Genomic DNA, 13,308 nt, shown 5'->3' with positions numbered 1-13,308 from the left:
TATGCGCATGGTTCTGGATCAGGTCGCCAGTCATCAACCTGGGGCCTCCCCAACGCTGACTGGAGGTGATAGCGAGTGAGTGACTTCCCGGTAATGGGTGTGCCCAATACGGGTGACACCGCCTGGATGTTGGCAAGTTCCGCGCTCGTGCTGCTGATGACGCCGGGCCTGGCGTTTTTCTACGGCGGCATGGTGCGTGCCAAGAGCGTGCTGAACATGATCATGATGAGCGTCAGTGCGATGGGCGTCGTGACCGTGCTCTGGGTGCTCTATGGGTACTCGATGGCATTCGGTGACGACAAAGGCAACGTCGTCGGCAACCCGGCCGAGTTCTGGGGCCTGAAGGGTCTGATCGGTGGCAATGCCGTCGCGGCGGATCCGGCTACGGGGACTGCAGCCGTAAACGTTCCGTTGGCGGGCACCCTGCCGGCCACCGTATTTGTGGCATTCCAGTTGATGTTCGCGATCATCACGGTCGCGCTGATCTCGGGTGCGGTGGCCGACCGGCTGAAGTTCGGCGCCTGGCTGTTGTTCGCCGGGCTATGGGCGACTTTTGTCTACTTTCCGATCGCGCACTGGGTGTTCGCCTTTGACAAGTTCGCGTCCGCACACGGTGGCTGGATCGCCAACAAACTGCACGCGATCGACTTCGCCGGCGGGACCGCGGTCCACATCAACGCAGGTGTGGCCGGCTTGATGTTGGCGCTCGTCCTGGGCAAGCGCCGGGGTTGGCCGACGACCCTCTTCCGGCCGCACAACCTGCCGTTCGTGATGCTCGGAGCCGGGCTGCTGTGGTTTGGCTGGTACGGATTCAACGCCGGGTCGGCGACCAGCTCGAACGGCGCGGCGGGGTCGACTTTCATCACGACCACGGTAGCTACGGCCGCGGCCATGCTCGGCTGGCTGCTCACCGAGCGCATTCGCGACGGCAAGGCCACGACGCTGGGCGCAGCGTCGGGCATCGTCGCCGGACTGGTTGCCATCACGCCGTCCTGCTCGTCGGTCAACGTCCTGGGCGCGTTGGCGGTGGGCGTGTCGGCCGGTGTGCTGTGTGCGCTGGCGGTCGGGCTGAAATTCAAGTTTGGCTTTGACGACTCGCTCGACGTAGTCGGCGTGCACCTGGTCGGTGGCCTGGTGGGCACGCTGCTGGTGGGCCTGCTTGCCGCACCCGAGAGCGTGGCCATCAATGGGGTGGCTGGGGTGTCGAAGGGATTGTTCTACGGCGGTGGTTGGGCTCAGCTGGAACGGCAGGCCATCGGCGCCTTCAGCGTGCTCATCTACTCCGGCGTTGTCACGCTTATCCTGGCGCTTATCCTGAAGTACACGATTGGGCTGCGTCTGGGTGCGGAGCAGGAATCCGCGGGCATCGATGAGTCTGAGCACGCCGAGAGCGGCTACGACTTCGCGGTGGCCAGCGGTTCCGTTCTTCCCCGTGCCAGCCTGTCGGACAGCACAAACGGCCTGACGGAGCGTGTGGGCGAGAAAGTGGAGGCGGAATAGAAATGAAGCTGATCACCGCGATCGTGAAGCCGTTCACCCTCGACGACGTCAAGACCAGCCTCGAAGACGCGGGAGTCTTGGGTATGACGGTCAGCGAAATCCAGGGCTACGGGCGGCAGAAGGGCCACACCGAGGTCTACCGGGGCGCCGAATACTCCGTCGATTTCGTGCCGAAGGTTCGCATCGAGGTCGTCGTCGACGATTCCATCGTTGACAAGGTCGTGGACAGCATTGTCCGGGCGGCGCGCACCGGCAAGATCGGCGACGGCAAGGTGTGGGTCAGCCCGGTGGACACCATCGTGCGGGTGCGCACCGGTGAACGCGGATCCGATGCGTTGTGAGAAGAATCGCGAGAATAGCCCGGTGTGACACCGCATCGGCCTAACCCGACCGAAAGCGCCCGCGCGGCAGTCGATTTGGCTGCCGCGCGGCGCGCTCTGTTGGCCGCTGAAGGTTTGGACATGCCGCCCGCCGAGCTGCGGCAGGCGACGCTGGACCTACACGAGTCCTGGCTCACCGCTAAGGCCGCCGAAATCGGGATCACCGAGGACAGCGGCTTCGCGCTAGTGGGTGTCGGCGGGCTGGGTCGTCGTGAGCTGCTGCCGCATTCGGACCTGGATCTGGTGCTGTTGCACGACGGCAAGCCTGCCAACGTGCTGGGTGAGGTTGCCGATAAATTGTGGTATCCGTTGTGGGACGCCAACATTCGACTTGACCACAGCGTGCGCACTGTCAGCGAGGCGTTAGGTACCGCCAACTCCGATATGACGGCCGCGCTAGGCATGTTGGAAGCCCGCCACATCGCTGGTGAAGAGCGGCTGTCGACCGAACTGATCGGCGGGGGACGACGGCAGTGGCGCAGGGGAATTCGTTCCCGGATAGACGAACTCGTCGAAATGACGCACGCCCGCTGGCTGCGCTTGGGCCGGATCGCGCACCGCGCCGAGCCCGACCTCAAGTCGGGGCGCGGCGGCCTGCGCGACGTCCAGTTGCTGAACGCACTGGCGCTGGCTCAGCTCATCGACCGCCATGGCATGGCGAATCCGGACATGCCGGCCGGTTCGCTGGACAGTGCGTACCTCACGTTGCTCGATGTGCGTACCGAACTGCACTGGGTGTCGGGTCGCGGCCGCGATCAGCTGTTGGCCCAGTTCGCCGACGAGATCAGCGCCGCTTTGGGAGTCGGTGACAGATTCGACCTGGCGCGCATGCTGTCAGACGCGGGTCGCACCATCAGCTACCACGCCGTGACCGGCCTGCGGACGGCGGTCAACGCACTGCCGCGGCGCGGAATCTCGGCCTTGGTCCGGCGGCCCAAGCGGCGGCCCCTGGACGAGGGTGTCGTCGAGTACGCGGGCGAAATCGTGCTCGCCCGCGAGGCCCAGCCCGAAAACGACCCCGGCCTGGTGCTGCGCGTGGCCGCCGCGTCGGCCGACACCGGTGTGCCTATCGGCGCGGCCACGCTGAGTAGGTTGGCCGACAACGTCCCGCAGCTGCCCATTCCCTGGCCGCGTGAGGCGTTGGACGACCTGCTGGTGGTGCTTTTGGCCGGCCCGACCGCGGTGGCAACCATTGAAGCGCTCGACCGCACCGGGTTGTGGGGTCAGCTGTTGCCGGAGTGGGAGGCGATCCGCGACCTTCCGCCCCGCGACGTGTCCCACAAATGGACCGTGGACCGTCATGTCATCGAAACCGCGGTCAATGCGGCGCCGCTGACCACCCGCGTGGCGCGACCCGATTTGCTTGCCCTGGGCGCCCTGCTGCATGACATCGGTAAGGGTCGGGGTGTGGATCACAGCGTGCTCGGGGCCGAGTTGGTCCTACAGATCGGCAAGCGGCTGGGTATGGCGTCCCCAGACATCGAGACGCTCTCCAAAATGGTCCGCCATCACCTGCTGCTGCCCGTGACCGCCACCCGAAGCGATCTGAACGACCCCAAGACCATCGAGGTCGTCGCCGAAGCGCTGGCCGGGGACCCGCAATTGCTCGAACTGCTGCACGCACTGACCGAGGCCGACTCGAAGGCCACCGGACCCGGGGTGTGGAGCGATTGGAAGGCATCGCTGGTTGAGGAGCTGGTGCGTCGCTGCCGGATGGTGATGGCAGGCGAGCCGCTGCCGCAGGCCGAACCCACCGCGCCGCACTATCTTTCGTTGGCGGCCGACCACGGGGTCCATGTGGAGATCAAGCCGGACCAGAGCGAACGCATTCACGCGGTGATGGTGGCCCCCAACGAGCGGGGATTGGTGTCGAAGGCCGCCGCCGTGCTGGCCCTGAACTCGTTGCGGGTGCATTCGGCGACGGTCAATATCCACGACGGTGTTGCGATCACGGAATTTGTGGTCTCGCCGCTGTTCGGTTCGCCGCCCGCGGTCGACCTGCTGCGTCAGCAGTTCGTGGGTGCCCTGCATGGCGACATCGACGTCCTCGACACGCTGGAGCAGCGGGACAGCGATGCCGCCAGCTCGGCGTCCGCACGGGCGGGAGAGGTGCAGGTGGGGGTGCCCGTCACCCGTTCGACCGCCCCACCCCGCATCCTGTGGCTCGACACCGACACGCCAGGCCAGCTGATCCTGGAAGTGCGTGCCATGGATCGCACGGGTCTGCTCGCACTGCTGACCCGTGCGATGGAGCGCGCCCAGGCAGACATCGTCTGGGCTAAGGTCAACACCTTTGGATCGACCGCCGCGGACGTGTTCTGTGTGACCGTGCCCGCCGACTCCGATGCACGAGTCGCGGTCGAAAAGCACCTCTTGGCCGTCTTGGGCGCCCGAGCGGACGTATTGGTCGACGAGCCCGTCGGCGATTAAGTCTCCGCGTTGAGCTGCCGCACGGCATCGATGCGTGCTTTGAGCTGGTCCCGGGTTGCCGCGGCGATCGGGGGGCCGCCGCATCGCCGGCGCAGTTCGTTATGGATCCATCCGTGTGGTTTGCCGGTGCGGTGGTGGGCTATCGAGACCAGCGTGTTGAGTTCGCGGCGCAGCTCGCGGAGCTGACCGTGGGTGGTTAGCTGTGCCGGTGCTGCCTGGCCGGCCGCCGCGCGCTTCTGGAGTTGCTCGTCCTGGCGTCGGTGCAGCAGGGCGCGCATCTGCTCGGCGTCGAGCAACCCGGGGATGCCGAGGTAGTCGGCCTCTTCCTCGCTTCCAGCGGGTGCGGCGGTGCCGAACGAGGATCCATCGAAGATGACTTGATCCAGTTCGGCGTCGGCTCCCAGTGCGGTGAAGCCCTTCTCCACATCGTCCTGCTCGGTTTGCGTTCTCGTGGCAGGATCGCCGTCGAGGGGATCATCCATCGATTCCCGATCCGGTTTGCCGAGCACATGGTTGCGCTGGGCCTCCAGCTCACTGGCCAGCTGCAAAAGATTGGGTACCGACGGCAGGAAGATGCTCGCCGTTTCGCCTGGGCGGCGTGACCTGACGAACCGGCCGATGGCTTGTGCAAAGAACAGCGGCGTCGAGGCGCTGGTGGCGTAGATCCCAACCGCCAGCCGGGGCACGTCGACGCCTTCGGACACCATGCGCACCGCCACCAGCCACCGGCCGGTACTCGCGGCGAATTCGGTGATGCGGGCCGATGACCCCGGGTCGTCAGAGAGCACCACGGTCGGGGTTTCGGAGGTCAGCTTCTTTAGCAAGGCGGCGTATGCGCGTGCCGCGGTCCGGTCGGAGGCGATGATCATGCCGCCGGCGTCGGGCACGTGCGTACGCAGTTGGCGTAGCCGCTGGTCGGCGGCGGTGATCACCGCCGGCATCCACTCCCCGGCGGGGTCCAGTGCGGTGCGCCACGCTCGCGCGGTCTGTTCGGCGGACAGCGGCTCGCCCAGGCGCGCCTCGTGCTCTTCGCCGGCGCTGTCCCGCCAGCGCGCCTGCCCCGAGTAGGCGAGGAACACCACCGGCCGGACCACACCGTCGGCCAGCGCTTCGGCGTAGCCGTAGGTGTGATCGGCCTGCGACCGCGGCACCCCGTCAGCGTCGGGCTCGTAGGTGACGAAGGGGATGGGGCTGTCGTCGCTGCGAAATGGCGTGCCCGTCAACGCAAGTCGGCGGGTGGCGTCGGTGAATGCTTCCCGGATGGCGTCGCCCCAGGTTTTTGCGTCACCTCCGTGGTGGATCTCGTCGAAGACGACCAAGGTCTTGCGTTGCTCGGTGCGCACCCGGTGCAGCGTCGGATGCGCAGCGACCTGGGCATAGGTGACGACGACGCCGTGGTACTCCGGCGAGGTCTGGGGATTGGAGTTGGAAAACCTCGGGTCAAGCGAAAGGCCATGACGTCCGGCCGCCTGCGCCCACTGGATCTTGAGGTGCTCGGTCGGCACGACGACCGTGATCTGGTCGACGGCGCGATGGCCCAGCAGTTCGGCCGCGACGCGCAGGGCGAATGCCGTTTTCCCCGAGCCGGGAGTCGCCACGGCCAGGAAGTCCCGCGGTTGGGTGCCGAGGTACTTGACTAATGCCCGGCGCTGCCAGCCGCGGAGCTGCATCGACAACAGATCCCCCCCGTAGCTGCCCGACCGTGAGTGCGGCTGTGAAATGTAGCATGGCAACGCATTTCGGCGTAGTTGCGACATGATTCGCCGAAACTCAACCCAGGGCGATGTGTGTCGGCGTGTCGTCGCCGCAGTGTGAGTGTCGCGCTGCACCCGTACACCATTAGGCTGGCGGGCGTGTTTGAATCGCTGTCCGACCGGTTGACCGCTGCCCTTCAGGGGCTGCGCGGCAAAGGCCGACTTACCGACGCCGATATCGATGCCACCACCCGCGAAATCCGGCTGGCGCTGCTGGAAGCCGATGTTTCGCTGCCGGTGGTTCGTGCGTTCGTTCACCGGATCAAGGAACGCGCCCGGGGCGCCGAGGTGTCCGGCGCCCTCAACCCGGCGCAACAGGTCGTCAAGATCGTCAACGAAGAACTCATCGGCATCCTCGGCGGCCAGACCCGCGAGCTGACGTTCGCGAAGACACCGCCGACCGTGGTGATGCTTGCCGGCCTGCAGGGCTCCGGTAAGACGACGCTGGCCGGCAAATTGGCGGCACGGCTCAAAGGCCAGGGGCACACACCGCTGCTGGTGGCCTGCGACCTGCAGCGCCCGGCCGCGGTTAACCAGCTGCAAATCGTTGGCGAGCGTGCCGGGGTTCCGGTGTTCGCACCGCATCCCGGCGCTCCGCCTTCTGGCCCGGATACCGGGCCTGCCGGTGACCCGGTAGCCGTCGCCGCGGCGGGGCTCGCCGAAGCTCGGGCCAAACACTTCGACGTGGTCATCGTCGACACCGCCGGACGGCTGGGTATCGACGAAGAGCTGATGGCCCAGGCAGCCGCCATCCGCGATGCGGTCAATCCCGATGAGGTGCTGTTCGTCCTGGACGCGATGATCGGCCAGGATGCCGTCGCCACCGCTCAGGCGTTCGGTGAGGGCGTCGGATTCACCGGTGTGGTCCTGACCAAGCTCGACGGTGACGCCCGTGGTGGTGCCGCATTGTCGGTCCGTGAGGTGACCGGTGTTCCCATCCTCTTCGCCTCCACCGGGGAGAAGCTGGAGGACTTCGACGTCTTCCACCCGGACCGGATGTCCAGCCGCATCCTGGGCATGGGCGATGTGCTGAGCCTGATCGAACAGGCCGAGCAGGTCTTCGACGCTCAGCGGGCCGAAGAAGCCGCGGCCAAGATCGGTGCCGGCGAGCTGACCCTGGAAGATTTCCTCGAGCAGATGCTCGCGGTGCGCAAAATGGGGCCGATCGGCAACCTGCTGGGCATGCTGCCCGGTGCGGGGCAGATGAAGGAGGCGCTGGCCGAGGTCGATGACAAACAACTCGACCGGATCCAAGCCATCATCCGCGGGATGACGCCCGAAGAGCGGGCCGACCCCAAGATCATCAACGCGTCCCGGCGGTTGCGTATCGCCAACGGCTCGGGTGTGACGGTGTCCGAGGTCAACCAGCTGGTCGACCGCTTCTTCGAAGCCCGAAAGATGATGTCGTCCATGCTCGGCGGCATGGGAATACCGGGCCTGGGACGCAAATCTGCGACACGAAAGTCCAAGGGAGCCAAAGGAAAAGCCGGCAAGAAGGGCAAGAAGGGCGGGCGGGGTCCGACGCCGCCCAAGGCCAAGAGCCCATTCGGGCCGGGTATGGCCGGCATACCGGGCATGGCCGGCCTACCCGGGGGGTTCCCCGATCTGTCGCAGATGCCCGAAGGGCTCGACGAGCTGCCGCCCGGGTTGGCCGACTTCGATCTGTCCAAGCTGAAGTTCCCGGGCAACAATTAGCCGGGCCGTGCGCCTGCACGTGCGAGGTCGGGGGCTTCCCGACGAGACGGCGATCGAACTGTGGGCGGTCGACGGCCGTATCAGCGCGGAGCCGGTGGCCGGCGCAGACACCGTCTTTGACGGCGGCTGGATCCTGCCCGGATTGGTGGACGCCCACTGTCACGTCGGGTTAGGTCAGCATGGCGCCATCGAACTTGACGAGGCGATCGCTCAGGCCCAGACCGAACGCGACGTCGGCGCCCTGCTGTTGCGTGACTGTGGCTCACCCACGGATACCCGCAGCCTCGACGATCATGAAGACCTGCCGCGCATCATCCGGGCCGGGAGGCATCTGGCCAGACCCAAGCGCTATATCGCCGGTTTTGCGGTCGAGATCGAGGACGAATCTCAGCTGCCGGCCGCCGTGGCCCAGCAGGCGCGGCGCGGCGACGGCTGGGTCAAACTGGTCGGCGACTGGATCGACCGCGAGATCGGTGATCTCGCCCCACTGTGGTCCGACGACGTCCTCAAAGCCGCGATCGATGCCGCACACTCCCACGGGGCACGCGTCACCGCACACGTCTTCAGTGAGGACGCGCTACCCGGACTGATTACCGCTGGGATCGACTGCATCGAGCACGGCACCGGGCTCACCGACGAGACCATCGCCCTGATGCTCGACCACGGCACCGCGTTGGTCCCCACGCTGATCAATCTCGAGAACTTCCCGGGCATTGCCGACGCCGCGGGGCGCTATCCGACCTACGCGGCCCACATGCGCGACCTCTATTCCCGCAGCTATCGACGGATCGCCGCGGCGCGGGAGGCGGGGGTGCCGGTCTACGCCGGCACCGATGCCGGCGGCACGATCAAACACGGGCGGATCGCCGACGAGGTTGAGGCCCTCAAGAGCATCGGCATGAGTCCCACCGAGGCGCTGGGGGCGGCGTGCTGGGATGCCCGGCGCTGGCTGGGCCGGCCCGGCTTGGACGATGGGGCCCCGGCTGGTCTCTTGTGCTACTCCGCGGATCCGCGGCAGGGGCCCGGTGTGCTGAATCAGCCCGATCTCGTGATCCTGCGCGGCAAGGTGTTTCGGATCTAGTCCCCGCAGCGATCGCAAGCGCGGCGAAGCCGGGCGCGGCGGGTCGCTGCGCATCAAGCCCGCCGCGATCGCAAGCGCGGCGAAGCCGGGCGCAGCGGGTCGCTGCGCATCTAGTCCCCGCAGCGGGTCGCTGCGCATCTAGCCTGCCGCGCGGGGTGCCGCCAACGCGGTTACGATCGCGGAATGGCGTTGGCCAACGGCGCGATCTTTGCCGGCTACACCGTTGTCCGGATGCTGGGTTCCTCGGCGACCGGCCAGGTCTACCTGGTCCAGCAGCCGGGATCGCCGGGCTGGCAGGCGCTGAAGGTTCTTCCGCTGGCGATGTCGGCCGACGACGAATTCTGTCGGCGATTCCACCGGGAGACAGCGATCGCCGCAAACCTTTATCACCCCAACATCTTGGAGGTCCATGAGCGCGGCGAATTCGACGGACAGCTGTGGATCGCCATGGACTACGTCGACGGCATCGACGCCGTGCAGCACATGGCCAACCGTTTCCCGACCGTCTTGCCCGTCGGTGAGGTGCTCTCCATCGTCACAGCGGTGGCCGAAGCACTCGATTACGCGCACCAGCGGGGACTGCTCCATCGCGATGTCAAGCCGGCCCACATCCTACTGACAAATCCCGGCGTAGGTGAACCCCGAATCCTGTTGACCGACTTCGGGATTGGGCGCCAACTGGGCGGCCCCGACGGCGGGGTCGCCTACCCCGCACCAGAACAACTGATGGGTGCCCCAGGCGACGGGCGCGCCGACCAGTACGCGTTGGCGAGCACCACGATGCACCTGCTCACCGGTGCACCGCCGGTCGATAGTGCCGATGCCGCGCCGCCGCCGCTCAGCGTTCTACGCCCAGATCTGGCACGCCTGGACGGCGCGCTATCCAAAGCGCTTGCCAACCAACCCGCTGACCGCTTCGGCAGCTGCCGCGAGTTCGCCGCCGCGCTCGCCGAACGAGCTGGTATCGCGATCGGTGACCGCAGTCCCGACGCCCTCGCGACCATTGAGGACGCGGCGCCCGTGTACGTGGTCGACTACCCGGCTTACGACTGGCCGGAGATCGCGCACGCCAAAGAACAAGGCGCCCCGGACCCGCCACCGCCGGCCGCGACCCCGAAACGGCGCGCCACGATCCTGCAGTCGGCAGCCGCGGCGTTGGCCCGGCGCTTGGACGAGTTTTCCACCGAGACCAAGGAATCCGCGGCGCCGAGGCGGCTTAATACGCGTCGGATCGTCGTCGGCGTCGCAGCGGCGTTGCTGCTCGTTGGCCTGTTCGCCGTCGGCATCACCATCGGGCGAGAGACGAGCACGACCTCCACGCAGGCGAGCAGTCCCGCGACAAGCGCAGCGGCCGTGCCCAGCGCCCCCACGACCACCGCCGTGGGCACCCCGCCGGTACCACTCGACGGTACGTACCGCATCGAGGTCGAACGTTCAAAACAGACGTTTGACTACACCCCGACCCCGCAACCGCCGGACGTGAACACCTGGTGGGCAATCCGGTCGTCCTGCACGCCCACGAGGTGCCTCGCCGCGGCAAGAATGCTCGATGACAATGACCACACACTGCCGAAACCAGGGGTTCGTCCGTTAGTCATGGAGTTCGGCGACGGCCAGTGGCGGACCCGGCCCGAAACGGTGCAGTTCGCCTGCATCGGGCGCAACGGTGCGGCGAGTACTCAGACCACGACGCAGGTACTGTCGCTGCGTCCGCAACCGGAGGGCGATCTCGTCGGTGAGATGGTCGTCACCGTGGAAACCAATGAGTGCAATCAACAGTTCGCCGTCATCCGGATCCCGTCGGTGGCAAGCCGCAGCGGCGATGTGCCGCCGTCGGTCGCCATGCCGGACCCGGCGCAAGTTCCCGCACCGTCCCCGGCTAACCCATCGCAATCCTCCACAGCCAATCCAACACCGCCGTCCACAACGGCGTCGGGCCCCGGTCGCTGATAGAACTTGACCAGCACTTTCAGTCGAGAAGCGGCGCACCCAAATAAAAGATTGCGAGTGATCACTATCTATGTTAGCTTCGTTGCAACTCGACCACCTGGAGGGAACCGTGACTTACGACGTGATCATTCGCGACGGGCTGTGGTTCGACGGCACCGGCAGCGCACCACGCACCCGCACGCTGGGCATTCGCGACGGCGTGGTTACCACGGTTTCCGCGACACCGCTGGACGAGGCCGGCTGCCCGGAGGTGATCGACGCGGCGGGGAAGTGGGTCGTTCCCGGCTTCATCGACGCACACACCCACTACGACGCCGAGATCCTGCTGGATCCGGGGCTGCGGGAGTCGGTGCGCCACGGGGTCACCACGGTGCTGCTGGGCAACTGCTCGCTGTCGACGGTCTACTCCAATTCCGAAGACGCCGCCGACCTCTTCAGCCGAGTGGAAGCGGTGCCGCGCGAATTCGTCTTCGGCGCCCTGGAAAGCCACAAGACGTGGTCGACAGCCGCGGAGTACATCCAGGCGATCAACGCCTTGCCCCTTGGGCCGAATGTGAGCTCGCTGCTTGGTCATTCGGACCTGCGCGCTGCGGTCCTTGGCCTCGACCGTGCCACCGACACCACCGTCCGGCCCACCGATGCCGAAGTGGACAAGATGGCGAAGCTGCTCGACGAGGCACTCGATGCTGGTCTGCTCGGTATGTCCGGGATGGACTCGGCGATCGACAAGCTCGACGGCGACCGTTTTCGGTCGCGTGCGCTGCCGTCCACCTTCGCGACCTGGCGCGAGCGGCGCAGGCTGATCAAGGTGCTGCGCAAGCGCGGGCGGATTTTGCAGAGCGCGCCCGACGTGGCTAGCCCGATGTCGGCGCTGATGTTCTTCTTGACCAGCAGCCGGATACTCAACCGTCGCAAGGGCGTTCGGATGAGTCTGCTGGTCTCGGCCGATGCCAAGGCGATGCCGCTTGCGGTGTACGTCTTTGGGCTCGGCACTCGCGTGCTCAACAAGCTGCTGGGCTCCAGTATCCGGTTCCAGCACCTGCCCGTCCCATTCGAGTTGTATTCCGATGGAATCGATTTGCCGGTCTTCGAAGAGTTCGGCGCCGGAACGGCGGCCCTACATCTACGAGACCAGTTGGAGCGCAACGAGTTACTGGCCGACGAGACTTACCGCCGGAAGTTCCGGCGTGAATTCGACCGCATCAAACTTGGACCGTCGTTGTGGCATCGCGACTTCCATGACGCGGTGATCGTCGAATGTCCCGATAAGTCGTTGATTGGCAAGAGTTTTGGGAAGATCGCCGACGAGCGCGGACTGCACCCGCTGGACGCGTTTCTGGATGTGCTCGTGGAGAACGGGGAGCGCAACGTGCGGTGGACCACCACCGTCGCCAACCACCGGCCCAAGCAGCTCAACAAACTCGCCGCCGAGCCGAGCGTCCACATGGGCTTCTCCGATGCCGGCGCGCACCTGCGAAACATGGCGTTCTACAACTTCGGGTTGCGTCTGCTCAGGCGCACGCGGGACGCCCAGCTGGCCGGGACGCCGTTCATGCCCCTGGAGCGGGCGGTGTATCGCCTGACCGGCGAATTGGCCGAATGGTTTGGCATCAATGCCGGTACCTTGCGCACGGGTGACCGTGCGGACTTCGTGGTGATCGATCCGGCGTTCCTGGATGACTCGGTGGACGGCTACCACGAGGACGAGGTGTCGTTCTACGGCGGTTTGCGTCGCATGGTCAATCGCAACGATGCGACCGTGGTCGCCACCGGCGTGGGCGGCGCCGTGGTCTTCCGCGGAGGCCAGTCTGGAGGCCAATTCCGCGAGGGTTACGGTCAGACCGTGAAGTCGGGCCGGTTCTTGCGGGCAGGGGAGCGGCAACGGCAGGCGGCCCTGAGCGTCGGAGCCTGAGATGGCCAGGACCCAACAGGAACGCCGCGAGGAAACCGTCGGGCGGCTGCTCGAGGCCAGCATCGACACCATCATCGAGGTGGGTTACGCCCGGGCATCGGCCGCCATGATCACCAAGCGCGCAGGGGTGTCCGTGGGGGCGCTGTTCCGCCACTTCGAGACGATGGGCGACTTCATGGCGGCAACGGCGTCCGAAGTGTTGCGTCGACAACTGGATACGTTCACCAAGCGGGTTGCCGAAATACCGGCCGACCGGCCGGCGCTGGACGCGGCGTTGGCCATACTGCGGGACATCACCAGCGGACCCGCCAACGCCGTGCTGTACGAGCTGATGATCGCCGCGCGCACCGACGACAAGCTCAAAGACACCTTGCAACACGAGCTTGGGCAGTACTCCGCAAGGATTTGCGATGCCGCCCGGGCGCTGCCCGGCGTCGAGAGCATTCCGGAGGAAACATTTCCGGTCATCGTGGCACTGCTGACCAACGTGTTCGACGGCGCCGCCGTAGTGGAAGGGGTGCTGCCACAACCGGAAATCGAGCAGCAACGAATTCCGGTGCTGGCGGCGCTGCTGACCGCAGCACTACTGCAATAACCCTGCGCGTC

9 protein-coding genes are annotated in these 13,308 nt (G+C 66.3%); 8 read left to right on the top strand and 1 reads right to left on the bottom strand.

Features of this window, described 5'->3' with window-relative positions; all coding sequences use genetic code 11:
• The first annotated feature begins 75 nt into the window (after positions 1 to 75).
• The 3 genes from MSIMFI_RS20115 to MSIMFI_RS20105 are packed head-to-tail and all read left to right on the top strand — an operon-like array spanning position 76 to position 4,310.
• Entirely contained in the window at positions 76 to 1,500 is a 1,425-nt protein-coding gene (locus tag MSIMFI_RS20115) for an ammonium transporter (protein ID WP_186242410.1), read from the top strand.
• 2 nt (positions 1,501 to 1,502) lie between these two features.
• The gene (gene glnB / locus MSIMFI_RS20110) at positions 1,503 to 1,841 is read left to right on the top strand and encodes a nitrogen regulatory protein P-II (RefSeq protein WP_055577570.1); all 339 of its coding nucleotides are present in this window, start codon (positions 1,503 to 1,505) and stop codon (positions 1,839 to 1,841) included.
• A 24-nt stretch (positions 1,842 to 1,865) separates the two neighbouring features.
• Entirely contained in the window at positions 1,866 to 4,310 is a 2,445-nt protein-coding gene (locus tag MSIMFI_RS20105) for a [protein-PII] uridylyltransferase (protein WP_191498840.1), read from the top strand.
• Here the strand turns inward: MSIMFI_RS20105 and MSIMFI_RS20100 are convergent.
• A complete protein-coding gene (locus MSIMFI_RS20100; RefSeq protein WP_191499094.1) occupies positions 4,307 to 5,980 on the bottom strand; it encodes a DEAD/DEAH box helicase in 1,674 nt (557 codons plus the stop codon). The two genes, MSIMFI_RS20105 and MSIMFI_RS20100, sit on opposite strands and share 4 nt — an antisense overlap.
• A 183-nt stretch (positions 5,981 to 6,163) precedes the next feature.
• Here MSIMFI_RS20100 and ffh point away from each other — a divergent pair, with 183 nt between their 5' ends.
• The 5 genes from ffh (at position 6,164) to MSIMFI_RS20075 (ending at position 13,297) form a co-directional block, all read left to right on the top strand.
• The gene (gene ffh, locus MSIMFI_RS20095; RefSeq protein WP_191498839.1) at positions 6,164 to 7,759 is read left to right on the top strand and encodes a signal recognition particle protein; all 1,596 of its coding nucleotides are present in this window, start codon (positions 6,164 to 6,166) and stop codon (positions 7,757 to 7,759) included.
• Positions 7,755 to 8,840: a metal-dependent hydrolase family protein gene (locus MSIMFI_RS20090; protein ID WP_224770360.1), complete on the top strand. Its 1,086-nt coding sequence runs from the start codon at positions 7,755 to 7,757 to the stop codon at positions 8,838 to 8,840. The genes ffh and MSIMFI_RS20090 overlap by 5 nt, the downstream gene beginning before the upstream one ends.
• Before the next feature lie 183 nt (positions 8,841 to 9,023).
• Positions 9,024 to 10,790: a serine/threonine-protein kinase gene (locus MSIMFI_RS20085; protein ID WP_191498837.1), complete on the top strand. Its 1,767-nt coding sequence runs from the start codon at positions 9,024 to 9,026 to the stop codon at positions 10,788 to 10,790.
• A 70-nt stretch (positions 10,791 to 10,860) separates the two neighbouring features.
• Entirely contained in the window at positions 10,861 to 12,702 is a 1,842-nt protein-coding gene (locus MSIMFI_RS20080; protein ID WP_191498836.1) for an N-acyl-D-amino-acid deacylase family protein, read from the top strand.
• A 1-nt stretch (position 12,703) separates the two neighbouring features.
• Positions 12,704 to 13,297, top strand: a complete 594-nt coding sequence (locus MSIMFI_RS20075) for a TetR/AcrR family transcriptional regulator (RefSeq protein WP_191498835.1) — start codon at positions 12,704 to 12,706, stop codon at positions 13,295 to 13,297.
• The last annotated feature ends 11 nt before the right edge of the window (positions 13,298 to 13,308 follow it).

Origin of the sequence: Mycobacterium simulans, assembly GCF_900232995.1 — a bacterium.
In the GTDB taxonomy this organism is placed as follows: Bacteria; Actinomycetota; Actinomycetes; order Mycobacteriales; family Mycobacteriaceae; genus Mycobacterium; species Mycobacterium simulans.
This window is presented reverse-complemented; position numbering and strand designations above follow the sequence as displayed.

What these genes read in the sequence shown, in the direction of transcription:
- MSIMFI_RS20075 (WP_191498835.1), top strand. Translation starts at nt 12,704, where the DNA reads ATGGCCAGGACCCAACAGGAACGCCGCGAGGAAACCGTCGGGCGGCTG.
- MSIMFI_RS20085 (WP_191498837.1), top strand. Translation starts at nt 9,024, where the DNA reads ATGGCGTTGGCCAACGGCGCGATCTTTGCCGGCTACACCGTTGTCCGG.
- MSIMFI_RS20080 (WP_191498836.1), top strand. Translation starts at nt 10,861, where the DNA reads ATGTTAGCTTCGTTGCAACTCGACCACCTGGAGGGAACCGTGACTTAC.
- MSIMFI_RS20100 (WP_191499094.1), bottom strand. Translation starts at nt 5,980, where the DNA reads ATGCAGCTCCGCGGCTGGCAGCGCCGGGCATTAGTCAAGTACCTCGGC.
- glnB (WP_055577570.1), top strand. Translation starts at nt 1,503, where the DNA reads ATGAAGCTGATCACCGCGATCGTGAAGCCGTTCACCCTCGACGACGTC.